The organism is Micromonospora sp. DT4, assembly GCF_049841675.1.
GTDB lineage: Bacteria > Actinomycetota > Actinomycetes > Mycobacteriales > Micromonosporaceae > Micromonospora.
This window is the reverse complement of sequence record NZ_JBNCKT010000058.1, coordinates 1-24,879: the sequence shown is the minus strand read 5'-3', so window position 1 is coordinate 24,879 and position 24,879 is coordinate 1. Positions and strand designations below refer to the sequence as shown.

Here is a 24,879-nt window from a genome sequence, read left to right as displayed (position 1 = left end):
CGGGTACGTCGTGCGGCGGTGACCGTCGAGATCAACGCTGGGTGATCGTCACATCGCCGCTGCCGGCCGAGGCGTCGAGCACCAGGGACGCCGCCGGGTCGTCCGTGACGGTGATCCGTGCGTCGCCGGAGCCGGTGTTGGAACGGACCCGGTAGCTGCCCGCCGGGACGAGCAGCGAGACGTCGCCGCTGGAGGCGTGCGCCCGCGCCGAGGCCGGCGTCTCCATCTCGACGGTCACGTTGCCGGAGCCGGCCTCGGCGTCGGTCGCGCCGGCCACGCGGCGGGCGCTGACGTCGCCGGAGCCGGCCCGCAGTCGTACTGTCGAATGGGCCTCGCTCAGGTCGATGTCGCCCGAGCCGGTCTCCACGTCGAGCGCCCCCGTGACCTCGGTCATCCGCACGTCGCCCGAGCCGAGTCGCAGCTTCACCGCGCCGACCTTGGTCAGCTCGACGTCACCCGAGCCGCTGTCGCCCTGCACGGTGACCCCCTCGGGGACGGTCACCTCGTACGACACGCTGCACCGGTCGCCGCAGTCGGTGTTCAACACCAACTCGCTGTCCTTGATCTCGTACCGCGCCTTGGGCTCGCCGCCCTGGTAGCGGACCACCCGCTTGATCCGCGCCTCGCCCGCGGTGCCGGTGCCGCGGACGATCACGTCCCCGGAGCCGCCGTCCACCCGGATGGTGGTGATCCTCACCGGCTCGGTGTCGTCGTAGTCCAAGCGCCGGAAGGACAGGTTGTCGCACCCGGCCAGCAGGATGAGAGCGGTGGACAGCCCCAACGCGACGGATGCGGTGGCGCGGCGACGACGGAGGGCGGTGGTCTGGTGCAGTGCCATGGCGAGCACGCTACGGGCGGTCATCGGCCAGGCGCATCGGGGTTCATCCGCGCGTCCACCCCGAAGCGACCCTGATTTCACACCCCGAGGGAGAATGGTCCGATGGCCGGGTACCGCCGACAGCTCTACCGCGACGACGCGGTGGTGCTGCGCGTGCAGAAGCTCGGCGAGTCCGACCGGATCATCACTCTGCTCACCCGCCGGCACGGCCGGTTGCGGGCGGTCGCCCGGGGGGTTCGCCGCACCATGAGCAAGTTCGGCGCCCGACTGGAGCCGTTCGGTCACGTCGACCTGCAACTCGCCGGTGACCCCAAGGGCAACCACGGCAGCTCGCTGCACACGGTCAGCCAGGTCGAGGGGATCGACCTGTACGGCAAGCGGTTCCTCGGCGATTATCCCCGCTACACGGCGGCCAGCGCGATCGCCGAGACGGCCGAGCGGCTGACACCCGTCGAACGGGAGCCGTCGCTGCGGCTGTTCCAGCTCACCGTCGGGGCGATGAAGGCGCTGTCCCGGGGCGAGCACGACACCACCCTGGTGCTCGACGCGTACCTGCTGCGCGGGATGGCCCTCGCCGGCTGGGCGCCGGCCCTGACCGCCTGCGCGGTCTGCGGTACCCCCGGGCGGCACCGCGCGTTCTCCGTGCCGGCCGGCGGCGCGGTCTGCCCGGACTGCCGGCCGCCCGGCGCGGCCCATCCCGCGCCGGCCACCATCGACCTGATGTCCGCGCTGACCACCGGCGACTGGGTGGTCGCCGACGCCACCGACACCGGTGTACGTCGGGAGTGCAGCGGTCTGGTGGCGGCGCACCTCCAGTGGCACCTGGAACGCGCGTTACGCTCGCTGCCGCTGGTCGACCGGGGCACCTCGGTCACCGGCACGGTCCCGCCGTCGGGCGGCGGTGGGGCTGCGATGCTCCGGCCGGGCGGTGACGTCGAGGCCGGGGCTGCGATGCTCCGGCCGGGCGGTGACGTCCAGGCCGGGGCGGACGGCACGAGCAGGGAGAGAGCCGAGTGATCCGATCGACGAGGCCCGGTCGGCGCGAGCCGACGCCACCGACGCCGCACCCGTCCGGTGCCCGGCCGCCGGCGCTGCCCGCGGGGGCGGTGCCGAAGCACGTGGCCATCGTGATGGACGGTAACGGCCGGTGGGCCAAGGAGCGCGGGATGGCCCGTACCAAGGGCCACGAGGCGGGGGAGCACAGCCTCTTCGACACCATCGAGGGTGCGATCGAGATGGGCATCCCGTACCTGTCGGCGTACGCGTTCTCGACCGAGAACTGGCGGCGTTCGCCCGACGAGGTCCGGTTCCTGATGGGGTTCAACCGGGACGTGATCCGTCGACGCCGCGACCAACTGGTCGACCTGGGCGTGCGGGTGGTCTGGTCGGGGCGGCCGGGGCGGCTGTGGAAGAGCGTCATCTCCGAGCTGCAGACCGCCGAGGAGATGTCCCAGGGCAACTCCACTCTGACCCTCCAGTTCTGCGTCAACTACGGCGGTCAGGCAGAGATCGGCGACGCCGCCGCCGCCATCGCGCGGGACGTGGCGGCCGGTCGACTGGACCCGGCGAAGGTCAGCGAGAAGACCGTCGCGAAATACCTGTACCACCCGGAGATCCCGGAGGTGGACCTGTTCCTGCGGCCCTCGGGCGAGGAGCGGATCTCCAACTTCCTGCTCTGGCAGACGGCGTACGCCGAGTTGGTCTTCCTGGACACGCTCTGGCCGGACTTCGACCGCCGCCACCTCTGGTACGCGTGCGAGCTCTACGCCCAGCGGGACCGGCGCTTTGGCGGCGCGCTGCCCAACCCGGTGGCGCCGACGGCCTGAGGAGGCTTACCCACACGTCACGCTGGGTATCAAAGACGTCAGAAGCCACTGACGGAGGTGAACCCACATGATCCAGAAGCGCATTGCCCAGTGGGCGGTGATGGCCGTCGCGGTGCCACTGGCCGCGGCCGGCGCCCGCCGGCTCAGCCACACCCTGGTGGCCCGCCGTGGTCCCTCCGGGGCGACCCGGCTGCTGACCCGGGGCGCGGACCTGATGCGCCCACAGAAGGCCAAGCGTCGCCGATTCTGGTGACACGAACCACCACCCTCCCGGCGCCGCCCCGCACAGAACGTGCGAGGCGGCGTCGGCGTCTCACCCTGAACCACCCCACCCCACGTAATCGTGCCGTCGATCTTGCCCTTCCTGTGGTGACGAAGGTGTGGAAGCGGACTGATCGACCACCATAAGTGCAAGATCGGCGGGGGTGGGATGTGGTGGGGCGCGGGTCTGGGGTGGGGGATTCAGGGGTTCGGGGAGGTGGGGGCCGGTAGGGTTCGGAGGTGGTGGGACTCGACGGGACTAGGCGGCTGGGGGTGGAGGTGCGGGATCTCCGGTACAAGATGATCATGGCGTTGAACGCGGCCGACCTGGGCGACCCGATCTGCGAGCAGGTCGCCGAGATCTGTGCCGAGATCGCCGAGCAGCACTGTGCCGAGTTCGGTCACACGTCCGCGCTGCGGGCCGGTGAGATCGCCGAACTGGCCACCGGGGAGCCGGCCCTGACCTGGGCGCCGTCGACCCCCGACGCCGGGCAGCGTGCCTGGTGACCGCACCCGCCCCGGCTGTCGACGTACGCCGTGCCGACGACCGCTTCGCCACCCGGATCTCCTGGCTGGATTCCAAGCACTCCTTCTCGTTCTCCCGGCACTACGACCCGGCCAACACCCACCACGGCCTGCTGCTGGTCAACAACGACGACGTGGTCCGGCCGGGCGCGGGCTTCGAGACCCACCCGCACCAGGACATGGAGATCGTGACCTGGGTGCTGCGCGGTTCGCTCGTGCACCAGGACTCCACCGGCCACTCCGGGGTCATCTACCCGGGCCTGGCGCAGCGGATGAGTGCCGGCACCGGCATCCTGCACTCGGAGAAGAACGACGCCTGGCGGCTCGGCAACCAGCAGCCGCACAGCGACCCCGTGCACTTCGTGCAGATGTGGGTGCTCCCCGACGAGCAGGGTGTCGACCCCGGCTACGAGCAGTTGGAGATCGAGGACGAGTTGCTGCGCGGCGGCCTGGTGCCGATCGCCTCCGGGATGGAGCGCTACGACGGCGCGTCGGCGATCCGGATTCGCAACCGGTACGCGACCCTGCACGCCGCCCGCCTCCGCCCCGGCGACGAGGTCACCATCCCGGACGCGCCGTTCGTGCACCTGTACGTGCCCGACGGCACGGTCACCCTGGAAGGCAGCGGTCCACTCGGCACCGGAGACGCGGCGAGGCTCACCATGACCGGCGGTCGACGGGTCACCGCCGACGAACCGGCGGAGATCCTCGTGTGGGAGATGCACGCCACGGTCGCCTGACCGCCCGCGATGCCTCCGACGATCGCGCCCGAACATGGATGTAGTGGCCTCCCGCGCCAGGGAGGTCACTACATCATGGATCGAGCACGATCATGCCGTGCGTCGTGCTTACGCCGGGGACTCGGTCCTGTCGCCGGCCCAGGTGGTGTGGAACGAGCCCTCGCGGTCCACGCGCTGGTAGGTGTGCGCGCCGAAGTTGTCCCGTAGGCCCTGGATCAGCGCGGCGGGCAGCCGCTCGGCGCGCAGCGCGTCGAAGTACGCCAGTGACGACGAGAACGCCGGCGTCGGCACACCCGCGTGCGTCGCGTCGGCCACCACCCGCCGCCAGCTCGGCACGCCGGCGCTGACCGCCTCGGCGAAGTAGGGCGCCACCAGCAGCGTCGGCAGGTCTGGCTGCTCGTCGTACGCCTCGCGGATGCGGTTCAGGAAGCGGGCCCGGATGATGCAGCCACCCCGCCAGATGGTCGCCGTGCCGCCCAGGTCGATGTCCCAGTCGTACTCGCTGCTGCCGGCCCGGATGTGGTCGAAGCCCTGCGCGTACGCGACGATCTTGGAAGCGAGCAGCGCCCGCCGGACGTCCTCGACGAACGCGTCCCGGTCGGCCACCTGCCACTTGTCACCGGCGTCCGGGAAGGCCCGGCGGGCGGCCTCGCGCTGGTCGACGTGCCCGGACAGCGAGCGCGCGAACGTCGCCTCGGCGATCCCGGTGATCGGGATGCCCAGGTCGAGGGCGCTCTGCACGGTCCACCGGCCGGTGCCCTTCTGCTCGGCCCGGTCCTGCACGATGTCGACGAACGCGCGGCCGGTCGCCGCGTCGGTGTGCGCCAACACGTCGGCGGTGATCTCGATGAGGAACGACTCCAGCTCACCGTTGTTCCAGTCGCGGAAGATCTCCGCGATCTCCGCCGGGGTGGCGTCCAGGCCGGCGCGCAGCAGGTCGTACGCCTCGGCGATGAGCTGCATGTCGGCGTACTCGATGCCGTTGTGCACCATCTTGACGAAGTGCCCGGCGCCGTCCGGCCCGACGTGCGTGCAGCACGGCACGCCGTCCACCTGGGCGGCGATCTTCTCGAACATCGGCCCGAGCTTCGCGTACGACTCGGCGGAACCGCCCGGCATGATGCTCGGCCCGAGCAGCGCGCCCTCCTCGCCCCCGGAGACACCGGTGCCGCTGAAATGCAGCCCCTGCGCGCGCAGCGACTCCTCGCGGCGGCGGGTGTCGGCGAAGTGGGCGTTGCCGCAGTCGACGATGATGTCGCCCTCGTCCAGCAGCGGCACCAGCTCGTCGATGACCGCGTCGGTGGGCGCACCCGCCTTGACCATCACGATCACCGCGCGGGGCCGTTCCAGCGACGCCACGAAGTCGGCCATCGTCTCACCGGGCACGAAGGTGCCCTCGTCGCCGTGCTCGGCGACTAGGCTGCGGGTGCGTTCCGGGGACCGGTTGTGCACCGCCACGGTGAAGCCGTTACGGGCCAGGTTGCGGGCCAGATTCCGGCCCATCACCGCCAGCCCGGTCACGCCGATCTGCGCTGTCGCCTGCTGAGCCATTCGTGCCGCCACCTCTCGCCGTCGAACTGTCCCTGCGACCGTATCGCGGCACACGGCATCGCGGTCAGGTCGTCCCACGGTGGGTCACTGCCTGGTCGCGGCCCGTCCGTCCACCGCGTCCACACGCCGACCGCCGTCCACACTCACCCCTGGGCCAGTCGTTCCTCCACACGCGCCACCTTCGCGGTGAGCGCGTCGGTGACCCCGGGCCGGACGTCGGCCTTGAGGACGACGCTCACCCGGGGCGCTTGCGCGGCCACCACGTCGACCGCGCGCTTCACCACCGCCATCACCTCGTCCCACTCGCCCTCGACGGTGGTGAACATGGCATCGGTCCGGTTCGGCAGCCCGGACTCGCGGACCAGCCGTACCGCCTCGGCCACGAGGTCGCCCACGGAGTCGCCGCCGCCGAGCGGGGTGATCGAGAACGCGATCAGCATGCGCCGATCGTGCCAGTAAATCGGGTGCGCGTCTCCTCGTGTGGTGGTTAGGGTTCCGGCATGCGTAACTGACGCCCCACTTCCGAGCCGGTCCGCCGCCCCGCGTCGCGGTCCGTGCGCTCCCGGGCGTCGCGTCTCCCTCCCGCCGTATGGCGGCGTCGAGCCGGCCTGATCCCCGGTGAGCAGTCCCTTCCCACCCGACCGTCGCGACGCGACGGTCACCAGCCGATCCGACCGACCGCCGGAGCGCGGGAACGGCCGGGACGGTCGGCACCGAAGGAGGCCCGGATGCCCGCCAGGCGTAACCCGAAGAAGCCCCGTACCCCGAGAACGACCCTGCCCGGGCAGGACCCGGCGGCCGACCACGGCCCCGCCCTGCCAACCCGTCCCGATGTCGCGGTCGAACCGGCGCTGCTGGCGTCGCTGGTCGAGCGCGTGTCGCTGGCGTCGCTGGTCGACCCGGCGGCGCTCGGTGGGCCGGTACGGCCCGGAGCTGTCCCGCCCGACGTGGCGCTGCCCGTCGATGTGCCGTCGGCGGTCAACGCGCCGTCGGTGGAGGATCTGCCGACGCCGACGCCGACGCCGACGCCGCTGCCGCTGCCGACGCCGACCCGGCGACCGTCGGCGCCGACGGCCGGCCCGCTGACGGGCGGCAACCGCTCGGCCGGCGGCCGTAGTCAGCCGGCGGGACAGACCCGCCGCTATGCCTTCCGGCGTAGCTGACCGAGCCGTGGGGCCCCGCGGGCGCACGGCTCGGTGACAGCAACTTCAGGGATGTAGTGGCCTCCCACGCTGACGAGGCAAACTACATCCCTGAAGGTGCGCGGATCTTGCCGCCGGCCGGGCGCGCGGTGGCCGGGCATGCGGTGGCCGGGCATGCGGTGGCCGGGCCCGCGGTGGCCGGGCGCGCGGTGGCCGGGCATGCGGTGGACCGATGTGGGCCGGCGTCAGCCGAGTAGGGGGCGGAAGGTGCCGGCCAGGACGCTCGTCGTCAGCGCCGCGCCGGCCAGCGCGAACGCGCCGACGACGAGCAGCGTGTCGGCGAGGCCGAAGCGCTGGCGGCGAGCCACGGTACGGGGTGTGTCGGCGTCGAACCCGCGGGCGTCCATCGCGACGGCCAGTCGGGTACCTCGGCGGATCGCACCGACCAGCAGCGCGAACGCCGTGGACGCGAACAGTCGCAGCTTCGCCACGGGGTTGCGTCCCGCGTCCACGCCGCGTGCCCGGCGGGCCATGCTGATCATCTGCCATTCCTGGCCGAGCAGCGGCACGAGCCGGAACGCGGCCAGCGCCCCGATGGCGAACCGGGCCGGGGCCTTCGCGTTCTGGATCAACGCGTCCGCCAGGTCGGTCGGGTCGGTGGTGGCGAAGACGATCACGCCGGGCAGGGCCACCGCGAAGACCCGCAGCACCAGGCCGAGCGCGGTGAGCAGCACGCCGGTGCTCACCAGCACCGGCCCGGCGTCCAGCAGGACGCGACCCGACTGGTCGGCGGCGAAGAGCACCAGGGTGACCAGGATGCCGGCGGCGCTGAGCAGCAGCGGCAGGGCCCGCCGGGCCAGCACCCGGTAGCGGAGGCCGAACAGGGGCAGCACGGCGAGTTCGACGGCGATGGCGATCGCGGGCGCCAGCGGGTCGAGCGTGGCCAGCAGGGTGAACGAGAAGACCAGCGCGGCGGCGAGCTTCGCCACCGGGTTGCGCCGGGCCAGCGGCGCTCCGGGCCTGGCGACCGGCTCGATGCTGATCATCCGCGCGACTCCCGTCCGGCGTCGAGGCGCCGCTGTTGGCGCGCCGTCAGCTCGCGGTGGTGGGCTGCGGTCACGACCGCTCCAGGGTGACGGTGCGGTCGGCGAGCGCGGCGACGAAGTCCGGGTCGTGGGTGACGCTGACGACGCCGTGCCCGGCGTCGCGCAGGTCGGCGAAGAGGTCGACCAGTTCGCCCCACGTCCGCCGGTCCTGGCCGAAGGTGGGTTCGTCGCAAATCAGCAGGCGGGGCGCGGTGGCCAGGGCCGTCGCCACGCTGAGGCGTCGCGCCTCCCCGCCGGAGAGGGTGTACGGGTTGGCTGCCGCGAGCCGGGTCAGCCGTAGCCGTTCCAGCAGCCCGGCTGCCGTCTCCCGGACGGCTGCCTCGGCTTGACCCGTCCGGCGCGGGCCGAGCGCCAGCTCGTCGAAGACGGTGCCGGTGACGAACTGGTGCTCCGGGTCCTGGAAGACCGACCCGATCCGCCGGGCCAGCGCGGGCGCACGCCAGCGGTGCGGGGGAGCGTGATGCTGGGCGCCGGCCAGCTCCGCCGAGGCGGTGACCCGGCCGGTGCCAGGTTTGAGCAGCCCGCCGAGCAGCAGCGCCAGCGTGGACTTGCCGGCGCCGTTCGGTCCGCGCACGGCGAGCGCCTCTCCGGCGCGTACCGTCAGATCGGTGGGGCCCAGCCGCGACGGCAGGCCGAGCCCCTCGGCGGTGAGCAACACGTCGCCGGCGGCGGCGGTGGCCCTGCGCGACGCGACGGGATGGCCGGGTACCCAGACGCCCTCGGCGGCGAGGGTGTCGCCGTGCGCGGCGAAGACCGCGGCGGGCGTCCCGTCCGCGCGGATGCCGCCGCCGGGCTCCAGGACGACCACCCGGTCGACCAGGGGCAGCGCCTCGGCGACCCGGTGTTCGACCAGGACCAGGGTGGTGTCGGCGTCCAGCGCGCCCGCCACGGCGGCCCGGACCAGGGCGGCCCCGTCCGGGTCGAGGTTGGCGGTGGGCTCGTCGAGCAGCAGCAGGCCGGGTCGCAGGGCCAGCGCGCCCGCCAGGGCGAGACGCTGCTGCTCGCCGCCGGAGAGGGCGGCGGTGACGCGGTCCCGGGGGTACGGGAAGCCAACCCGCCGCAGCGCCTCGTCGACCCGCGGCCAGATCTCGTCCGTCGGTACGCCCCGGTTCTCCAACCCGAACGCGACGTCGTCGCCGCTGCGTGCCATCACGAGCTGGGTCTGCGGGTCCTGGAAGACGATGCCGACCCGTTCCCGGCCCTTGCGGGGGTCGAGCCCGTCGATCTCGACGGTGCCCTCCTGCTCACCGGAGTCCTCCGGTAGCAGCCCGGCCAGCGCGCTGAGCAGGGTGCTCTTGCCGGCCCCCGAAGGCCCCAGCAGCAGCACCCGCTCGCCGTCCTCCACCCGGAGGTCCACCCCGCGCACGGCCCAGGCCCGCCGCCCGGCGTGCCGCCACCCGAAACCCCGCAGCAGTACGCCCATCACCCCTCCTCCCGGGTCGCCTCGGCGTTGATCAAGAGGTTCGCGTCAGAATTCCGCCTCGCGGTGACGCGCACCTCTTGATCAACGAGACGGGGTCGGATGGGACGGGGTCAGATCAGCGCGCGGTTGCGGCCGGCCGGGAGGCGGTCCAGGGCGCCGGTGTTGGCCAGGGCGCGCGTGAGCGCCCAGCCGCCGACACCCGCGATGATCGTGGCGCTGACGATGGTGAGCAGCGCGTACGGGATGCGGTAGTCGCCCAGCGCGTACTCGGCGTTCCAGACGAAGAAGTCGAACAGGGCCGCGCTGAGGCCCGTCAGCGCGCCGGCCAGCACGGCGGTCGGCAGCCGGTACGACCGGTAGCGGAAGGCGGCGAACGCCAGCTCGGCCCCGATGCCCTGCACGATGCCCTGCGGGATGACCGTGCCAGCCCACTGGCTGCCCAGCAGCGCGGAGACGACCGCGGCCACGGTCTCGCAGTAGAGCGCCGCGCCGGGCTTGCGGATGACCAGCCCGCCGACCACGGCCGGCAGCAGCCACACGCCGTAGATCAGCGTCTGCGCCGGCGGGAAGAAGGCGAACGCCCCCTCGGTGGCGCTCCAGAGAAGGCCCCAGGCCCAGAAGATGACGCCGAAGGCGACCGCGATCACCGAGGCGACCACGATGTCGATAGTGCGCCAACGGTTGGTGGTGTTGTCCATGCTGTGCTCCCAGTTCAGTGGAACGAACCAGGAGAAGACGCACGCCGCGCGCCCGGTGGTACCGGGCTCACGGCGCGGCTGGAGGTCGACCGAACTCCCTGCGCTGGCATTACCCAGATCAGGTTCGAGGGTCTGCGGGCGTGCCCGCACTCTCAGCGCTGTGCGCTCCCCTGTCGGATGTGAAGTTGTCTCGCTGACGCTAGCACCGACCAGGGGTAACAGCCCAGCAGGGCCTTTCCGAGGTCCGCGCATCCGGGCCGGCACGACGGCGGCTGGGTAGGCTGACGATCATGCAGGTCGACGCGCGGGGTCTGACATTCGAGGTACGCACCGGCGGCCCCGCCGATGGCGCCCCCGTCCTGCTCCTGCACGGGTTTCCGCAGCACAGCGGTGAGTGGGACGAGGTCGTGCCGCCGCTGCACGCCGCCGGCCTGCGTACGTACGCGCTGGACCAGCGGGGCTACTCGCCGGGCGCCCCGGCCCGCCGAGGTGGCGCGGTACCGCATCCCCGAACTGGTCGCCGACGCGGTCGGGGTGCTCGACGCGCTCGGTCTGGACGCCGTGCACCTGGTCGGCCACGACTGGGGCGCGATCGTGGCCTGGGCGGTGGCCGCCGCGCACCCCCAGCGCGTCCGTACGTTGACCGCGGTGTCGGTGCCGCATCCGGCGGCCATGGCGCACGCGCTCGCCACCGAGGGCCAGCAGAAGGTCCGCTCGTCGTACATCGCGCTGTTCCGCAAACCCGGCAAGGCCGAGAAGGTGCTGTTGGCGTGGCACGCGACGGCGCTGCGCAAGCTGCTTAGCGGGGTCGGCGACGCCTCCCGCGTCGACCGCTACGCCGACCCGATGCGCGAGCCGGGCGCGCTCACCGCCGCCCTGAACTGGTACCGGGCCATGTCCCGCGCCGACCTGGCCGCCGTCGGCCCGGTCGCCGTACCGACCACGTACGTGTGGAGCGACCGGGACGTCGCGATCGGGCGGGCCGCCGCCGAGGCGTGCGCCGCGAACGTGAGCGGCGACTACCTCTTCGTACCGCTGGCCGGGGTGAGCCACTGGATCCCGGACGCCGCGCCCGCCGCGCTGGCCGAGGCGGTCCTGGCGCGGGTCGCCGGGACGGCGAGGGTGGTACGACAGCGGGCGGCGGGTCGACTTCGCGGTGCAGTGGTTCGCCCGCAACAGACGGACGGAGGACGTATGACGGTGAGCGCCGAGGACTACCTGACAGTGGTGACCGAGACGATGTCGCGGGTGGCTGCCAGCCAGCGGGAGGCCGTGGGCCGGGCCGCCGACCTGATCGCCGACGCGGTACGCGCCGACGGGGTGGTGCACGCCTTCGGCACCGGGCACTCGGAGGCCCTCGCCATGGAGATCGCCGGTCGGGCGGGCGGGCTGGTCCCCACCAACCGGATCGCCCTGCGGGACCTGGTGCTGCTCGGCGGCGAACCGCCCGACCTGCTCGGGCCGCTGCTGGAGCGGGACCCGGCGGTGGCGCACCGGCTCTACGAGCTGGCCCCCGTACGGCCCACCGACGTCTTCGTGCTCGCCTCGAACTCCGGGGTCAACGGCGCGATGGTCGAGTTCGCCACGCTGGTCAGGGAGCGGGGTCATCCGCTGGTGGCGATCACCTCCGCGCAGCACTCCGGCCGAGTGACCTCTCGCCACCCGTCCGGACGGAAGCTGGCCGACCTCGCCGACGTGGTGCTCGACAACGGCGCGCCGTACGGCGACGCGACGCTGCCGCTGCCGGGCGGCGGCGCGGTCGGCGCGGTCTCCTCGATCACGGCGGCGCTGCTGGCGCAGCAGGTCACCGTGGAGGTGGTCGCCCGGCTGCTCGCGGAGGGTGAGCGGCCTCCGGTCTACCTGTCGGCGAACATCCCGGACGGGGACGCGCACAACAACGCGCTGGAGGCCCGGTACGCCGGCCGGATTCGCCGCGGGTCCTGACGCGGGGCGGTGTCGGCGCGGGCGTCGACACCGCGCGGTGTCTGCTGGGCGACCGGGAGGTGGCCGGGACATGTCGTGAACTCGTTTCGCGCTCGGGCGTGTGGGGCATTGGCGTTGCTGCCGGCGGCCCGGGACCGCCGGCAGTACCGTCTCACCGGAGGTAGCGCGTGTCCAAGGAGACCGAGAAGCAGCGTTGGCAGCGCAACTTCGCCGACCTGCTCCAGGAGTTGCGAGTCGCCCAGACCGGCGTGCAGATCCTCTTCGCCTTCCTGCTCACCCTGCCGTTCAGCAACGGGTTCACCCGGACCAGCGAGTTCCAGCGTGACGTCTACGTCGTCGCACTGCTCGCCGCGGCCGCCGCCACCGCGATGATCATTTCGCCGGTGGCGTTCCACCGGGCGCTGTTCCGGCAGGGGCGCAAGCCGGAGCTGGTGCGGTTCGCGCACCGCATGGCGACCGGTGGCCTCGGCTTCATGCTGATCGCGATGGTCAGCGCGGTCCTGCTGATCACCGACTTCGTGCTGGACCGGCCGATCGCGTTCGTGCTGAGCGCGCTGACCGGCCTCTGGTTCCTCGTCTTCTGGGTGATCCTGCCGTTCGCCCGACGCAACTGGGGTGACGACGACATCGATGACGAGGACGACGCCCCGGAGACCCTCAGCGTCGGCTGATTTCCGTCGATGTTCATGCCACGCTACCCCTGGGTAACAACCGGGGGTAGCGTGGCGTTAGTCGCGCACGTCGACGCCGCACCGAGCTTCGAGGGGGCAGCTGTGACCACGACACAGGACGGCCGACCGGCACCGGACGGCCCCGATTCCGAAGCCACCGCCGGCCCCGATTCCGGAGCCACCGTCGGCACCGCCGCTCCGCCCACCGTCGGCACCGCCGCCCCGTCCACCGTCGGCACCGCCGCGCCTCTGCCCGCCGAGGCCGGTCAGGTCTCCGAGAAGGAGGCCCGGAGGGTCGCCGAGGCTGCCCGCGAGTCCACCTGGGACCGTCCCAGCTTCGGGAAGGAGTTGTTCCTCGGCCGGTTCCGCCTCGACCTCATCAACCCGTGGCCGCGCTCCGACCCGGACGACGTGGCCCGCGCCGAGGCGTTCCTCGGCCAGCTCCGCGCCTTCGTGACCTCCGAGGTGGATGGCACGGCCATCGAGCGGGACGCCTCCATCCCCGACTCCGTCTTCCACGGGCTCGCCGACCTCGGTGCGTTCGGCATGAAGATCGACCGGAAGTACGGCGGTCTGGGGCTGAGCAACCTGCACTACTGCCGCGCCCTCCTGCTGGCCGGCTCGGTCAGCCCGGCGATCGGGGCGTTGCTCTCGGCCCACCAGTCGATCGGGGTGCCGCAACCGCTCAAGATGTTCGGCACCACTGAGCAGAAGCAGCGCTTCCTGCCCCGACTCGCCGCGGGCGAGGTCTCCGCGTTCCTGCTCACCGAGCCGGACGTCGGCTCCGACCCGGCCCGGCTCGCCACCACCGCCGAGCCTACCGAGGACGGCACCGGCTACCGGCTCAACGGCGTGAAGCTCTGGGCCACCAACGGCACCGTGGCCACCCTGCTGGTGGTGATGGCCCGGGTGCCCGCCGCCGAGGGGCGACGCGGCGGCATCAGCGCGTTCGTGGTGGACGGCGACAGCGCCGGCATCACCGTGGAACGGCGCAACGAGTTCGTTGGCCTGCGCGGCCTGGAGAACAGCCTGACCCGCTTCCACGACGTGTTCGTGCCCGCCGAGAACGTCATCGGCGGCGAGGGCAAGGGGCTCAAGATCGCCCTGACCACGCTGAACACCGGCCGGCTCTCACTGCCGGCCATGTGCGTCGGCGCCGGCAAGTGGGCGTTGAACGTCGCCCGGGAGTGGGCTGCCGACCGCGTCCAGTGGGGCCGTCCCGTGGGCGAGCACGAAGCGGTCGCCCAGAAGCTCTCCTTCATCGCCGCGACCACGTACGGCATGGAGACCATGCTCGACCTGTGCTGCCTGCTCGCCGACGACGACCGGAACGACATCCGGATCGAGGCGGCCCTGGTCAAGCTCTACGCCAGCGAGATGGCGTGGAAGATCGCCGACGAGTTGGTCCAGATCCGGGGCGGGCGCGGCTACGAGACGGCCGACTCGCTGGCCGCCCGTGGCGAACGCCCGGCCAACGTCGAGCAGGTGCTCCGCGACCTGCGCATCAACCGGATCTTCGAGGGCTCCACCGAGATCATGCACCTGCTGATCGCCCGGGAGGCCGTCGACGCCCACCTGTCGGTGGCCGGCGACATCATCGACCCGGAGGCGGGACTCGGCCGCAAGGCCCGCGCCGGCGCCCGCGCGGGAGCGTTCTACGCGAGGTGGCTGCCGACCCTCACGGTCGGCAAGGGCCAGAGCCCATCGGCGTACGCCGAGTTCGGCCCCCTCGCCGGCCACCTGCGCCAGGTGGAACGCTCCTCGCGCAAGCTGGCCCGCTCGACGTTCTACGCGATGTCCCGCTGGCAGGGAAAGATGGAGCGCAAGCAGGCGTTCCTCGGCCGAATCGTGGACATCGGCGCGGAGCTGTTCGCCATGTCCGCCGTCTGCGTCCGAGCCTTCGCCGAGCGCGACACCCGGCCGGAGAACGTCGAGCTGGCCGACCTCTTCTGCCGGCAGGCCCGGGTCCGGGTGGACGCCCTGTTCGCCGCACTCTGGGACAACACCGACTCGGTCGACACCGCCGCCGCCAAGCGGATCCTCGCCGGCCGCTACGCGAGCGTGGAAGAGGGCGTCGTCACCCCGTCCGCCGAGTTGCCGTGGGTGGCCCGCTGGCAGCCCGGCCCGTCCACGGCCGAGGACGTCCGCCGCCGCATCCCGCCGAAGCCGTAACCCCCGCCGGTCGGGGTGGTCGCGCCGGTCGCGCCGGTCGGGGTGGTCGCGCCGGTCGGGGTGGTCGCGCCGGTCGGGGTGGTCGGGGTGGTCGCGCCGGTCGGGGTGGTCGGGGTGGTCGCGCCGGTCGGGGTGGTCGCCCGGTCGCCCGGTCGCGGCGGTCGCGGCGGTCGCGGCGCAAGATCGTGCTCGATCCTGGATCCGTCCTGGATCCAGTGGCATCAGCCCGACGACGAGGCCACTACTTCCTGGTGACTTCCTGGTCCGAGCACGATCTTGTGGCGTGGCGTGGCGTGGCGTGTCAGCGAGCGATCGCCCAGGCCAGCACCCCCGCCAGGATCAGACCGTTGAGCCCGGCCAGGGCGAGGTACGCCGCAGGTGGGATCTTCTTGCCCCGGCGCACGAAGGAGACCAGGACGGCGGCGTAGCCGAGTAGCAGTACGGCGACGACGATCAGGAAGTAGAACACCCGACGACCTTAACGGCCTGGATCCGCAGGCAGACTGCGGCAGGCGGGGGTAACAGATGGTTGATCCACACCAGCTCACCGCTCTGGGGGCATCCAGCAGCCCGGACACCCCCAGATCGCCGACCTCGTGTCGATCACGGTCAGTCACCCAGGCCCCGCCGTGCCGTTGCGCGAATCTTGCGGCGGTACACGCGGACACGGGCTCACGGATGGAGCACGCGCTCACGAGCAGCGCGGCCCATGTGGAGCACGGGCTGCCGGGCGGAGCATGCGCTCATGCACGGGGCTCACGCACGGGGCTCACGCACCGGGCACGCGCTCACGAGCAGAGCGCGGCTCACGGGGAGCACGGGCTGCCGCGCGCAGCATGCGCTCACGCACCGGGCTCACGCACCGGGCTCACGCACCGGGCTCACGCACCGGGCTCACGCACCGAGCACGCGCTCACGAGCAGAGCGCGGCTCACGGGGAGCACGGGCTGCCGCGCGCAGCATGCGCTCACGCACCGGGCTCACGCACCGGGCTCACGCACCGGGCTCACGCACCGGGCTTACGCACCGGGCTCACGCACCGGGCACGGGCTCACGCGCTGAGCATGCGCTCAGGCACCGAGCGCGCCCGCAGACAAGACGCGCGCGGGCCGGGCCGGGCCGACGACGGTCGGGCTCAGCGGCCTCTGTTGCGCAGGCCGAGCTGGCGTAGCTCCAGCGCGGCCAGGGCGTCGACCGTCTCGTCGTCGCCGCGTCGCCATGCCTCGGCGACGTCGGGGGCGATCCGGGTCAGCCGGCCCAGCGGCTGGGTGGCCAGCGCGCGGAGCGCGAGCAGGTCTCGCCCGGCCGGGCCGGCTGCCAGCTTCGCGGCCGATCCGGCCCGACGCATCCAGCGCAGCCGCAGCGGCAGCCAACCGAAGAGCACCAGGCCGAGCGGAAAGATCAGCACCGCGATGGTGAGGGCGAGGGCGAGCTGGTCGACCAGGTGCTGCTGCTCCCGACCGGCGTCGGCGAGCCCCCGGGCGGCGTCGGCGGCACGCTGGAAGGGCGCGGTCAGCTCGTCACCGACCAGCGGCACCCGGCGGACCTTGCCGCCGGCGTCGGCGAGGTTGTCGGCGAGGCCGCCGCCGGCGCCCTCCAGCTTCTGCCCGGGTACGGCGAGCTTCTGCACCAGGTCGTGCAGCCAGAGTGCGGCGCGGATCGCGACGTACACCCACACGACGACGAGCAGGTCGGTCAGCAACTGGCGGACGGCGGTCGGAAACCGATCGGCGTAGATCTTCACGCCAGACAGCGTGCCACGAACGACTCCGGCCCCGCACCCGTCGATCGGTGGCCGGGACCGTCCGGGCCGGAGCGCCCGATCGGCAGTGGCCCCTGTCGATCAGGCGAGCCGCAGACCCACGAACGCGATGGTGTCACCCGGCAGGACGTACCGTTGGATCTCGACGAAGCCGTGCTGGCGGGCGAACCGTAGGCCCTCGTCGTTGGACGCCAGGACGACGGTCTCGATGGCCTGCGCGCCCAGCTCGCGGGCGCGGGCCAGCCCGCGCTGGTAGATCTGCTCCCCGTAGCTGCGCCGACGGCAGTCGGGCAGGACCCGCGCGATCACGGTCGCGGCGTCGGGTGCGGGAGGTCGTACGGTCGAGCAGCCCACCGCCACGCCGTCGACGTACGCGACCTCGAGGGTGTTGCGCTGGGCGCGAGCGGCGATCTCGTCGGTCGACAGGGGGCCGTGGGGATGATCGCGTTGTGGATGTGCTGCCAGTCGAGTAGCGCGGTCTCGCTGCCCGCGGGTCGGACCGGCGTGAACCGGAGGTCTGTCACCTGGTCAGCGGACGCACGCCGGGCAGGTGCCGAAGATCTCCACGGTGTGGCTGACGTCGGCGTACCCGTGCTCGGCGGCGACCCGGTCGGCCCAGCTCTCCACCGCCGGGCCGGCCACCTCGACCGTACGACCGCAGGCCCGGCAGACCAGGTGGTGGTGGTGGCCCTCGCTGCACCGGCGGTAGAGGTGCTCCCCACCCGGTGGGCGCATCACGTCGATCTCGCCCGCGTCGGCCAGCCCCTGCAGGGTGCGGTAGACGGTGGTCAGGCCGACCCGCTCACCGCGCTGCCGGAGCATCGCGTGCAGATCCTGGGCGCTGTGGAAGCCCTCCATCTCGCCCAGCAGCGCGCTCACCGCCGAGCGCTGCCGGGTGTTGCGCACCGCGGCGCCGCTCTCGCTCATGATCCCTCCCCCGCGTGGCTGACCGCGTCCGCCACGATGTGCGCGACGTGCTCGTCGACGAGGCTGTAGGCGATCTCCCGGCCCCGGCGGGAGCCGCGCACCACGCCCGCTCCGCGTAGGACCCGCAGGTGCTGGGAGACCAGCGGTTGCGCGGCGCCCAGCTTCTCCACCAGCTCGTGCACACACCGTTCGCCGCCGGCCAGCTCGCTGACGATGGCCAGCCGGATGGGCGCCGACAGGGCTCGGAGCAACTCGCTGGCTCCGTCGAAACCCTCGTAGCCTGTTGCGCTGGTCATCTTGCAACGGTAACCAATACCACCGACAATCCGCCGATCAGGCTTAGGGCGTGTGTCGAAGCCCCTGGCCGGCCCTGCGGCGGGCCCCGACGACGGCCGGCGGCGGTGGAGATGGGCTCGGATACGACACCGGTATCCGAGCCCATCTCCGCCTTGGCGGACCGCCGCCTGGACTCCGCCTCGGCTCGACCGAGGGCTTCGACACAGGCCCCTAGTCCAGGACGACCTCGTGCGGCTCCGCCGCCGGTACGGGCGCCGGCGCGGCGCGGCGGAGCAGCGCACGCCAGATCGCGCCGGCGACGGCCACCGTCAGGAACGAGGCGATCGCCAGCAGCACCACCGAGGCCCCCGGCGGGGTGTCGGCGTTGGCGGCCACCCAGACACCGGAGCCGGCGGCGAAGAACCCGAGCGCCATGGCGGCGGTCATCGTGCTGCGGAAGCCCCGGGTGACCTGCTGGGCGGTGGCCACCGGGACCACCATCAGCGCGCTGATCAGCAGCACCCCGACGGCCCGCATCGCGATGGTCACCGTGACCGCGGTGGTGACCGCGATCAGCAGGTTGAGGGTGCGCACCGGCAGGCCGGAGACGCGGGCGTACTCCTCGTCGTGGCTGATCGCGAAGAGCGCCGGCCGCAGGGCGATCATGGTGATCAGGATCGCCGCCCCGAGCACTCCGACGGTGATGAGGTCGCTGGTCGAGGTGGAGAGCAGCGACCCGAACAGGTAGGCGTTGAGGTTGGCGCTTGTCGCGTCCGAGAGGCCGACCAGTAGCACGCCGCCGGCGATGCCGCCGTAGAAGAGCAGGGCAAGGGCCAGGTCACCGGAGGTACGCCCGCGGGCGCGGACCAGTTCGATGGCGATCGCGCCGGCGGTGGCGACGATCACCGCCACCAGCACCGGCGAGCGGTTCAGGAGCAGGCCGGCGCCGACGCCGGTCAACGCCACGTGCCCGATGCCGTCGCCGATCAGCGTGAGCCGGCGCTGCACCAGGTAGATGCCGAGCGCCGGCGCGGCCAGGCCGATCACCAGCGCGCCGATCAGGGCACGCTGCATGTAGGGGTACTGGAAGAGTTCCATGGTCAGTTGCTCCACAGCCCGGCGGGCTCGTCGGGACCGTGCGGGTGCACGTGGTCGTGGTCGGGCTCCGCGTGGTGGCCGGCCGGGTCCGGAACCGGGCCGTCGTGACAGATGCCGCCCTGGTGGACGACGATCGCCCGACTGATCACCGGTCGCAGCGGGCCCAGCTCGTGGGCCACCAGCAGCACGGTCCCGCCGTCGGCGACGAAGTCGCGCAGTGCGCCCGCGAACGCCTCCTGGCTGGCCGCGTCCACCCCGGCGGTGGGCTCGTCGAGGATCAGCAGCTCCGGCTGACCGGCCAGCGCGCGGGCGATCAGGGTGCGCTGCTGCTGACCGCCGGAGAGGGTGGACACCGGATCGGTGGCCCGGTCGGCGAGCCCGACCGCGCGCAGAGCCGCGTCGACGGCGGCCCGGTCGGCCGCGCCGGGCGGGCGCAGGATGCCCCGGCGGGCCAGTCGACCGGACGCCACCACCTCGCGGACGGTGGCGGGCACGCCTCCGCCGGCGCCGAGGCGCTGCGGGACGTACCCGATGCGCCGCCACTGGCGGAACTGGCGCAACGGCCGGTCGAAGAGGGTGATCGAGCCGGCGCCCAGCGGTACCAGGCCGAGGATCGCGCGGATCAGCGTGGACTTTCCGGAGCCGTTGGCGCCGAGCACCGCAACCACCTCCCCGGCGGTCACGGTGAGCGAGACGTCCCGGAGCACGGGGCGGCCGTCGTAGCCGACCGCCCCATGCTCGACGGTGATGACGGGGGTGCTCACGAGCAGCTCAACGCCGTCCGCAGGGTCTGGAGGTTGGTACGCATCACCGAAAAGTAGTCGGCGTCGCTGCCTGCGGCGAGTCCTTCGATCGGATCGAGCACTGCGGTCTTCGCGCTGACCTGGCCGGCGATGGTCTCGGCGACCTTCGGGCTGACCAGCGCCTCGAAGAAGATCGTGCTGGCTCGGTGCTCCTTCGCCTCCTCGACGACCTGAGCGAGTCGCTGCGGCGAGGGCTCTACGTCGGGGCTCAGCCCGGTGATGCCGACCTGTTCGAGGCGGTAGCGGTCGGCCAGGTAGCCGAAGGCGGCGTGGCTGGTCACGATCTCCCGCCGCTGGCAGGTCGCGAGGCCCTTGCTGAACTCGCCGTCGAGGGCCGTCAGGTCGGCGCGCAGGGCCGTGGCCCGGGCCGTGTAGTCGGCGGCGTGGTCGCTGTCGACCTCGCCGAGCTGTTGGGCGAGCTGGTCGCCGATGCCGGCGAGCCGGGTGGGGTCGAGCCAGACGTGCGGGTCCTTGGCGTGCCCGTGCTGCTCCTCGCCCTGCTCCTTTTCGCCCTCGTGGTTGTGCCCGCCGGCGCTCGCGTCCAACAGCGGCTGCACGCTGGCCACGTCGAACACGCGGGCGTCGTCGTCCTGCGCGATCGCCTCGTCCACCGCGGGCTGGAAGCCCTTCAGGTAGACGATCAGCTCGGCCTCGGTGATCTCGCCGACCTGGCGTGGGCTCAGCTCCAGGTCGTGCGGCTCGGCGCCGGGCTTGGCCAGGTTGGTCACGTGGACGGCGTCACCGCCGACGCGCTCGGCGACGAACTGGAGTGGGTAGAACGCGGCCACCACGTCGACCCGTTGGGGATCGGCGCCGGCCGGGCCGCCCGTGGAGCAGGCGGCGACGACACCCAGGGCGAGCAGGGCGGTCGCGGCGGCCAGGACGCGGGACGTGGTGCGGTTGGTCATGTCCCCAACTGTCCGTGGTAACGACAATGATTGTCAAAAACGCATGCTTGCATGTCAGAGCAGCTTCGCCAGGCCCACCGTGACCAGCAGAGTCAGCATCAACAGTCGGATCAGCCGGGTCTGCGGCGCCTGAACCGGCCACGTGGTCACCAACAGGGCGATCAGGGCAGCGGCCAGGGCCAGCGTCAGTAGTCCGCCGACCACCCCCGGCGTGAAGAACGCCACCAGCACCACCACCAGGGCGAGCAGGAACACCGACGTCGGGTTCGCCCCGGCCAGACGGGCCAGCAGGGGGCGCTGCGTACGCTGCATCCCACAGACTCTACGAGGAGGAACCCCCGGTGCTGGTGACCAACCGGTTCGTGGTCGACGTCGATGTCGCCGACGGCTTCACCGAACGGGCGCACGCCGCCCTCACCGCGCTGGCCGCCTGCCCCGGCTACCTGCGCGGCCAGCTGGTCCGGGCCCTGGACGACCCCCGGTACTGGTCACTCGTCACCGAGTGGGAGTCGGTCGGCACGTACCGGCGGGCGCTGGGCGCCTTCGAGGTCAAGGTGAGCGCGGTGCCGCTGCTCGCCGAGTCGGTCGACGAACCGTCCGCGTACGAGGCGCTGGCCAGCGCCGCGCCCGGGGGAGCCGTGGTGGTCGCCGAGAGTGATCGGGCCGCTGGTCCTTACCGCTGAGCCGCCGGGCACTACCCTGCTCCTATGACCGCACCCGCCCCGCCGCCCGGTCCCGGTGTGGCTCCGCCGTTCGCCGCGCCACCCACCGAGGGTCGCCGGACCCGGCTCTGGATCGGCCTCGGCGTCGGCGCCCTCGCCGTGCTGCTCTGCTGCGGTGGCGGAGGCGCGGCCGTCGTCGGCCTGGCCGTGAGCGGCGTGCAGGCGGTACGCGAGCAGGGCCGCACGGTGACCGGCGACTACTACCAGGCGCTCGTCGAGCGCAACTACGGCCGGGCGTACGACCAGCTCTGCGACGACGCGCAGCGGCGCGAGTCCCGCCCCGAGTTCGAACGGCGGGCCGCCGCCGAGCCGCAGGTCACCGGGTTCCGGGTGGGTGAGGTGGACACCACCGACCTGACCGTCCCGGTCGACGTGACCCTCGACGGCGGCGAGCGGGAGCGGCAGCAGGTCAGCCTGGGCCAGGACGGTCAGACCGGTGGCATGGAGGTCTGCGGGGTGAGCTGACCCGCCCCCGGTATTCTGCTGGGCTCGGGACGTCGGTGGTCGTACCGTTGTCCCGAACCGACCGATCCATCCACATCTCGCCCCCGCCGACCGCCAGCCGGCGTAGGAGGAAACATGCCAGCCGACCGTATCGATGCCGTCGTCAGCCTCGCCAAGCGCCGAGGCTTCGTCTTCCCCTCCAGCGAGATCTACGGAGGCACCCGGTCGGCGTGGGACTACGGTCCGCTCGGCGTGGAGCTGAAGGAGAACGTCCGCCGGCAGTGGTGGAAGACCATGGTCCAGCAGCGCGACGACGTCGTCGGCCTCGACTCCGCGGTGATCCTGGCCCGCAAGGTGTGGGAGGCGTCCGGCCACATCGCCGAGTTCGTCGACCCGCTCACCGAGTGCCAGTTCTGCCACAAGCGGTTCCGGGCGGACCACATCGAGGAGGCGTACGAGGCCAAGCACGGCCACGCGCCCACCTCGCTCGCCGAGGTCAACTGCCCCAACTGCGGCAACAAGGGCACCTTCACCGAGCCGAAGATGTTCAACGGCCTCATGAAGACCTACCTGGGCCCGGTGGAGAGCGACGAGGGGCTGCACTACCTGCGCCCGGAGACCGCGCAGGGCATCTTCGTCAACTACAAGAACGTCGAGACGGTCGCCCGCAAGAAGCCGCCGTTCGGCATCGCGCAGACCGGCAAGTCGTTCCGCAACGAGATCACGCCGGGCAACTTCATCTTCCGGACCCGCGAGTTCGAGCAGATGGAGATGGAGTTCTTCGTCGAGCCGGGCACCGACGAAGAGTGGCACGAGTACTGGCTCCAGGAGCGCTGGAACTGGTACCTCGACCTCGGCCTCTCGGCGGACAACCTGCGCCTGTACGAGCACCCTGCCGAGAAGCTCTCGCACTACTCGAAGCGCACTGTCGACATCGAGTACCGCTTCCAGTTCGGCGGGACCGAGTTCGCCGAGCTGGAGGGTGTCGCCAACCGCACCGACTTCGACCTCTCCACGCACAGCAAGCACTCCGGCGTCGACCTGTCGTACTTCGACCAGACCAAGGGCGAGCGCTGGATGCCGTACGTCATCGAGCCGGCCGCCGGTCTGACCCGCGCGGTGCTCGCCTTCCTGCTGGAGGCGTACGACGAGGACGAGGCGCCGAACACCAAGGGCGGCGTGGACAAGCGCACGGTGATGCGGTTCGACCCGCGACTGGCCCCGGTCAAGGTGGCGGTGCTGCCGCTGTCGCGCAACGAGGCGCTGTCGCCCAAGGCGAAGGACCTCGCCGCGCTGCTGCGCAAGCGCTGGGTGGTGGAGTTCGACGACTCGCAGGCGATCGGCCGCCGCTACCGCCGGCAGGACGAGATCGGCACCCCGTTCTGCGTGACCGTCGACTTCGACACGCTTGACGACAACGCCGTGACGGTGCGGAACCGGGACACCATGGGCCAGGAGCGCGTCTCGCTGGACCAGGTCGAGCGTTACCTGATCGAGCGTCTCCCCGGCTGCTGAGACACCGGGCACGGGGCCCCGGCCGACGCGGAAAGCGCCGGTCGGGGCCCCGTACACTTGTGCGGTGACCGCCTCGACCGTGCCCGTGCTGCGCCCGTTGACCCTCGGGCCGTACCAGGTGTCACCGCCGGTGGTGCTCGCGCCGATGGCCGGGATCACCAACGTCGGCTTCCGTCGGCTCTGCCGCGAGCAGGGCGGCGGCATCTACGTCTGCGAGATGATCACGACCCGGGCGCTTGTCGAGCGGAACCCGAAGACGCTGCGCATGATCGCGTTCGGCGACGACGAGCAGCCGCGCAGCCTTCAGCTCTACGGCACCGACCCGGAGATCACCGCCGCCGCCGTGCGGATCGTCGTCGAACGCAACCTGGCCGACCACATCGACCTCAACTTCGGCTGCCCCGTACCCAAGGTCACCCGGCGGGGCGGCGGCGCGGCGCTGCCGTGGCGGCGTCGGCTCTTCGCCCGCCTGGTGAAGGCCGCGGTGGACGCCGCGGCACCCTCCGGGGTGCCGGTCACGGTCAAGATGCGCAAGGGCATCGATGACGACCACCTGACGTACGTCGAAGCGGGGCTCGCCGCCCAGGAGGCCGGTGTCGCCGCGGTGGCCCTGCACGGGCGGACGGCCTCGCAGCGCTACTCGGGCACCGCCGACTGGGACGCGATCGCCACGTTGAAGCAGGCCCTGGACGTGCCGGTGCTCGGCAACGGCGACATCTGGGAGGCCGACGACGCGCTGCGGATGGTCGCCCATACCGGTGTCGACGGCGTGGTCATCGGTCGCGGCTGCCTCGGTCGGCCGTGGCTCTTCGCCGACCTGGAGGCAGCCTTCAACGGTCGGCCGGAGCGGCGGCTGCCCACCCTCGGCGAGGTGGCGCTGACCATGCGCCGGCACGCCGAGTTGCTGGTCGACCAGTTCGTGGCCGGTGCCCGCAACCCGGCCCGGGGTGAGCGGGACGGCTGCACCGACTTCCGCAAGCACGTCGCCTGGTATCTGAAGGGCTTTCCCGTGGGTGGCGAACTGCGCCGCTCGCTGGCGATGATCGAGAGCCTGGCCCAGCTCGACGACCTGCTCGGCAAGCTCGACCCGGCGGAGCCCTTCCCGCTGGCCGCCCTGGGGCAGCCGCGCGGTCGTACCAACTCGCCGGGCAAGGTCTTCCTGCCGGACGGCTGGCTGGCCAGCCGGGACGACGACACTGTCCCCGAGGGCGCCGAGATGGACGACTCCGGCGGCTGACCCGCAACCGGCTGTGTTGCGCCATGGCCCGCGGGTGGCCGAACCCCTCGTCGGACTGTGCGCCAGAGCCGCCGGTCGTGTGCCGCCGCCGGCCCTGATGTGGCTCGGACGCCAACGGGTGACTTCCTCACCCCGCGCCGCCGCAGGTCGGCTCGGTCGTCCTACCGTGCCGCAGGTCAGCTCGGTCGTCCGACCTGGAAAACGCGCAGATCTTGGACACTTTCCGTTAGCGGCTAACGGAGAGTGTCCAAGATCTGCTCATGTCTCGGGGTCTCGGGGTCTCGGGTTGA

General features: G+C 72.3%; 29 protein-coding genes, 1 pseudogene and 1 riboswitch. Of the genes and pseudogenes, 15 read left to right on the top strand and 15 right to left on the bottom strand.

Annotated elements, in window-relative coordinates:
• Positions 1–31 precede the first annotated feature (31 nt).
• Positions 32–838, bottom strand: a complete 807-nt coding sequence (locus ACLQ24_RS17585; RefSeq protein WP_425892809.1) for a DUF4097 family beta strand repeat-containing protein — start codon at positions 836–838, stop codon at positions 32–34.
• Between the two features lie 102 nt (positions 839–940).
• On the opposite strand from ACLQ24_RS17585, the gene recO reads away from it, so the two are divergent.
• The 5 genes from recO (at position 941) to ACLQ24_RS17560 (ending at position 4,190) form a co-directional block, all read left to right on the top strand.
• Positions 941–1,855 carry a DNA repair protein RecO gene (gene recO / locus ACLQ24_RS17580; RefSeq protein WP_425892808.1) on the top strand — a complete coding sequence of 305 codons (915 nt, stop codon included), beginning with the start codon at positions 941–943 and terminating at the stop codon, positions 1,853–1,855.
• Positions 1,852–2,664 (top strand): isoprenyl transferase, encoded by an 813-nt coding sequence (locus tag ACLQ24_RS17575; protein ID WP_425892807.1) that lies wholly within the window; start codon positions 1,852–1,854, stop codon positions 2,662–2,664. The genes recO and ACLQ24_RS17575 overlap by 4 nt, the downstream gene beginning before the upstream one ends.
• A 67-nt stretch (positions 2,665–2,731) precedes the next feature.
• Complete coding sequence (locus tag ACLQ24_RS17570) at positions 2,732–2,917, top strand: hypothetical protein (RefSeq protein WP_425892806.1); 186 nt, start codon at positions 2,732–2,734, stop codon at positions 2,915–2,917.
• Positions 2,918–3,165: 248 nt separating this feature from the next.
• Complete coding sequence (locus ACLQ24_RS17565; protein WP_425892805.1) at positions 3,166–3,432, top strand: thioredoxin reductase; 267 nt, start codon at positions 3,166–3,168, stop codon at positions 3,430–3,432.
• A complete protein-coding gene (locus ACLQ24_RS17560; RefSeq protein ID WP_425892804.1) occupies positions 3,429–4,190 on the top strand; it encodes a pirin family protein in 762 nt (253 codons plus the stop codon). Before ACLQ24_RS17565 ends, ACLQ24_RS17560 begins: the two co-directional genes overlap by 4 nt.
• Positions 4,191–4,298: 108 nt before the next feature.
• On the opposite strand, the gene gndA is transcribed toward ACLQ24_RS17560, so the two are convergent.
• Both gndA and ACLQ24_RS17550 read right to left on the bottom strand, forming a co-directional pair.
• On the bottom strand, positions 4,299–5,741 hold the full coding sequence (gene gndA, locus ACLQ24_RS17555) for an NADP-dependent phosphogluconate dehydrogenase (RefSeq protein WP_425892803.1): 1,443 nt from the start codon (positions 5,739–5,741) through the stop codon (positions 4,299–4,301).
• 143 nt (positions 5,742–5,884) lie between these two features.
• Positions 5,885–6,181, bottom strand: a complete 297-nt coding sequence (locus ACLQ24_RS17550) for an MTH1187 family thiamine-binding protein (RefSeq protein ID WP_425892802.1) — start codon at positions 6,179–6,181, stop codon at positions 5,885–5,887.
• A 288-nt stretch (positions 6,182–6,469) separates the two neighbouring features.
• Between ACLQ24_RS17550 and ACLQ24_RS17545 the strand changes: the two genes are divergently transcribed.
• A complete protein-coding gene (locus ACLQ24_RS17545; protein WP_425892801.1) occupies positions 6,470–6,904 on the top strand; it encodes a hypothetical protein in 435 nt (144 codons plus the stop codon).
• A gap of 224 nt (positions 6,905–7,128) precedes the next feature.
• Here ACLQ24_RS17545 and ACLQ24_RS17540 read toward each other — a convergent pair whose 3' ends face one another.
• The 3 genes from ACLQ24_RS17540 to ACLQ24_RS17530 all read right to left on the bottom strand — a co-directional run bounded on the left by ACLQ24_RS17540 (position 7,129) and on the right by ACLQ24_RS17530 (position 10,110).
• A complete protein-coding gene (locus ACLQ24_RS17540) occupies positions 7,129–7,929 on the bottom strand; it encodes an energy-coupling factor transporter transmembrane component T family protein (protein ID WP_425892800.1) in 801 nt (266 codons plus the stop codon).
• 70 nt (positions 7,930–7,999) lie between these two features.
• Complete coding sequence (locus ACLQ24_RS17535; protein ID WP_425892799.1) at positions 8,000–9,415, bottom strand: ABC transporter ATP-binding protein; 1,416 nt, start codon at positions 9,413–9,415, stop codon at positions 8,000–8,002.
• Between the two features lie 107 nt (positions 9,416–9,522).
• A complete protein-coding gene (locus ACLQ24_RS17530; protein ID WP_425892798.1) occupies positions 9,523–10,110 on the bottom strand; it encodes an ECF transporter S component in 588 nt (195 codons plus the stop codon).
• Positions 10,111–10,187: 77 nt separating this feature from the next.
• Positions 10,188–10,292: riboswitch (TPP riboswitch) on the bottom strand.
• A gap of 108 nt (positions 10,293–10,400) precedes the next feature.
• Here ACLQ24_RS17530 and ACLQ24_RS17525 point away from each other — a divergent pair.
• From ACLQ24_RS17525 to ACLQ24_RS17505, 5 genes and pseudogenes are all read left to right on the top strand, one after another.
• Positions 10,401–11,217 (top strand): annotated as a pseudogene (locus tag ACLQ24_RS17525) (alpha/beta fold hydrolase); the annotation flags it as partial.
• 87 nt (positions 11,218–11,304) lie between these two features.
• Positions 11,305–12,054, top strand: a complete 750-nt coding sequence (locus ACLQ24_RS17520) for a sugar isomerase domain-containing protein (protein ID WP_425892815.1) — start codon at positions 11,305–11,307, stop codon at positions 12,052–12,054.
• A gap of 167 nt (positions 12,055–12,221) precedes the next feature.
• Complete coding sequence (locus tag ACLQ24_RS17515) at positions 12,222–12,725, top strand: DUF6328 family protein (RefSeq protein WP_425892797.1); 504 nt, start codon at positions 12,222–12,224, stop codon at positions 12,723–12,725.
• A gap of 51 nt (positions 12,726–12,776) precedes the next feature.
• Positions 12,777–14,897, top strand: coding sequence for an acyl-CoA dehydrogenase family protein (locus ACLQ24_RS17510; RefSeq protein WP_425892796.1), 2,121 nt, complete (start codon positions 12,777–12,779; stop codon positions 14,895–14,897).
• A gap of 15 nt (positions 14,898–14,912) precedes the next feature.
• Positions 14,913–15,152, top strand: a complete 240-nt coding sequence (locus ACLQ24_RS17505) for a hypothetical protein (RefSeq protein ID WP_425892795.1) — start codon at positions 14,913–14,915, stop codon at positions 15,150–15,152.
• 46 nt (positions 15,153–15,198) lie between these two features.
• On the opposite strand, the gene ACLQ24_RS17500 is transcribed toward ACLQ24_RS17505, so the two are convergent.
• From ACLQ24_RS17500 to ACLQ24_RS17460, 9 genes are all read right to left on the bottom strand, one after another.
• A complete protein-coding gene (locus ACLQ24_RS17500; protein ID WP_425892794.1) occupies positions 15,199–15,366 on the bottom strand; it encodes a hypothetical protein in 168 nt (55 codons plus the stop codon).
• A 666-nt stretch (positions 15,367–16,032) separates the two neighbouring features.
• On the bottom strand, positions 16,033–16,641 hold the full coding sequence (locus ACLQ24_RS17495) for a hypothetical protein (protein ID WP_425892793.1): 609 nt from the start codon (positions 16,639–16,641) through the stop codon (positions 16,033–16,035).
• A 99-nt stretch (positions 16,642–16,740) separates the two neighbouring features.
• Positions 16,741–17,013 (bottom strand): GNAT family N-acetyltransferase, encoded by a 273-nt coding sequence (locus ACLQ24_RS17490; RefSeq protein ID WP_425892792.1) that lies wholly within the window; start codon positions 17,011–17,013, stop codon positions 16,741–16,743.
• Positions 17,014–17,187: 174 nt separating this feature from the next.
• Positions 17,188–17,586 carry a Fur family transcriptional regulator gene (locus ACLQ24_RS17485; protein ID WP_393217249.1) on the bottom strand — a complete coding sequence of 133 codons (399 nt, stop codon included), beginning with the start codon at positions 17,584–17,586 and terminating at the stop codon, positions 17,188–17,190.
• The gene (locus ACLQ24_RS17480) at positions 17,583–17,882 is read right to left on the bottom strand and encodes an ArsR/SmtB family transcription factor (RefSeq protein WP_007463903.1); all 300 of its coding nucleotides are present in this window, start codon (positions 17,880–17,882) and stop codon (positions 17,583–17,585) included. Before ACLQ24_RS17480 ends, ACLQ24_RS17485 begins: the two co-directional genes overlap by 4 nt.
• A gap of 211 nt (positions 17,883–18,093) precedes the next feature.
• Entirely contained in the window at positions 18,094–18,960 is an 867-nt protein-coding gene (locus ACLQ24_RS17475) for a metal ABC transporter permease (protein ID WP_425892814.1), read from the bottom strand.
• A gap of 2 nt (positions 18,961–18,962) precedes the next feature.
• A complete protein-coding gene (locus ACLQ24_RS17470) occupies positions 18,963–19,724 on the bottom strand; it encodes a metal ABC transporter ATP-binding protein (protein ID WP_425892791.1) in 762 nt (253 codons plus the stop codon).
• The gene (locus ACLQ24_RS17465) at positions 19,721–20,671 is read right to left on the bottom strand and encodes a metal ABC transporter substrate-binding protein (RefSeq protein ID WP_425892790.1); all 951 of its coding nucleotides are present in this window, start codon (positions 20,669–20,671) and stop codon (positions 19,721–19,723) included. The genes ACLQ24_RS17470 and ACLQ24_RS17465 overlap by 4 nt, the downstream gene beginning before the upstream one ends.
• Before the next feature lie 54 nt (positions 20,672–20,725).
• Complete coding sequence (locus ACLQ24_RS17460; RefSeq protein ID WP_425892789.1) at positions 20,726–20,983, bottom strand: hypothetical protein; 258 nt, start codon at positions 20,981–20,983, stop codon at positions 20,726–20,728.
• A 29-nt stretch (positions 20,984–21,012) separates the two neighbouring features.
• On the opposite strand from ACLQ24_RS17460, the gene ACLQ24_RS17455 reads away from it, so the two are divergent.
• From ACLQ24_RS17455 to dusB, 4 genes are all read left to right on the top strand, one after another.
• Complete coding sequence (locus ACLQ24_RS17455) at positions 21,013–21,354, top strand: antibiotic biosynthesis monooxygenase family protein (RefSeq protein WP_007463893.1); 342 nt, start codon at positions 21,013–21,015, stop codon at positions 21,352–21,354.
• A 24-nt stretch (positions 21,355–21,378) separates the two neighbouring features.
• Positions 21,379–21,858 (top strand): hypothetical protein, encoded by a 480-nt coding sequence (locus ACLQ24_RS17450; protein ID WP_425892788.1) that lies wholly within the window; start codon positions 21,379–21,381, stop codon positions 21,856–21,858.
• 114 nt (positions 21,859–21,972) lie between these two features.
• Positions 21,973–23,352 (top strand): glycine--tRNA ligase, encoded by a 1,380-nt coding sequence (locus tag ACLQ24_RS17445; RefSeq protein ID WP_357498458.1) that lies wholly within the window; start codon positions 21,973–21,975, stop codon positions 23,350–23,352.
• 64 nt (positions 23,353–23,416) lie between these two features.
• The gene (gene dusB, locus ACLQ24_RS17440; RefSeq protein WP_425892787.1) at positions 23,417–24,589 is read left to right on the top strand and encodes a tRNA dihydrouridine synthase DusB; all 1,173 of its coding nucleotides are present in this window, start codon (positions 23,417–23,419) and stop codon (positions 24,587–24,589) included.
• Positions 24,590–24,879: the final 290 nt, after the last annotated feature.

Coding starts and splice junctions, on each gene's coding strand:
- ACLQ24_RS17585 (WP_425892809.1), bottom strand. CDS start 838: ATGGCACTGCACCAGACCACCGCCCTCCGTCGTCGCCGCGCCACCGCA.
- recO (WP_425892808.1), top strand. CDS start 941: ATGGCCGGGTACCGCCGACAGCTCTACCGCGACGACGCGGTGGTGCTG.
- ACLQ24_RS17570 (WP_425892806.1), top strand. CDS start 2,732: ATGATCCAGAAGCGCATTGCCCAGTGGGCGGTGATGGCCGTCGCGGTG.
- gndA (WP_425892803.1), bottom strand. CDS start 5,741: ATGGCTCAGCAGGCGACAGCGCAGATCGGCGTGACCGGGCTGGCGGTG.
- ACLQ24_RS17550 (WP_425892802.1), bottom strand. CDS start 6,181: ATGCTGATCGCGTTCTCGATCACCCCGCTCGGCGGCGGCGACTCCGTG.
- ACLQ24_RS17545 (WP_425892801.1), top strand. CDS start 6,470: ATGCCCGCCAGGCGTAACCCGAAGAAGCCCCGTACCCCGAGAACGACC.
- ACLQ24_RS17540 (WP_425892800.1), bottom strand. CDS start 7,929: ATGATCAGCATCGAGCCGGTCGCCAGGCCCGGAGCGCCGCTGGCCCGG.
- ACLQ24_RS17530 (WP_425892798.1), bottom strand. CDS start 10,110: ATGGACAACACCACCAACCGTTGGCGCACTATCGACATCGTGGTCGCC.
- ACLQ24_RS17520 (WP_425892815.1), top strand. CDS start 11,305: ATGACGGTGAGCGCCGAGGACTACCTGACAGTGGTGACCGAGACGATG.
- ACLQ24_RS17485 (WP_393217249.1), bottom strand. CDS start 17,586: ATGAGCGAGAGCGGCGCCGCGGTGCGCAACACCCGGCAGCGCTCGGCG.
- ACLQ24_RS17480 (WP_007463903.1), bottom strand. CDS start 17,882: ATGACCAGCGCAACAGGCTACGAGGGTTTCGACGGAGCCAGCGAGTTG.
- ACLQ24_RS17475 (WP_425892814.1), bottom strand. CDS start 18,960: ATGGAACTCTTCCAGTACCCCTACATGCAGCGTGCCCTGATCGGCGCG.
- ACLQ24_RS17465 (WP_425892790.1), bottom strand. CDS start 20,671: ATGACCAACCGCACCACGTCCCGCGTCCTGGCCGCCGCGACCGCCCTG.
- ACLQ24_RS17460 (WP_425892789.1), bottom strand. CDS start 20,983: ATGCAGCGTACGCAGCGCCCCCTGCTGGCCCGTCTGGCCGGGGCGAAC.
- ACLQ24_RS17450 (WP_425892788.1), top strand. CDS start 21,379: ATGACCGCACCCGCCCCGCCGCCCGGTCCCGGTGTGGCTCCGCCGTTC.
- ACLQ24_RS17445 (WP_357498458.1), top strand. CDS start 21,973: ATGCCAGCCGACCGTATCGATGCCGTCGTCAGCCTCGCCAAGCGCCGA.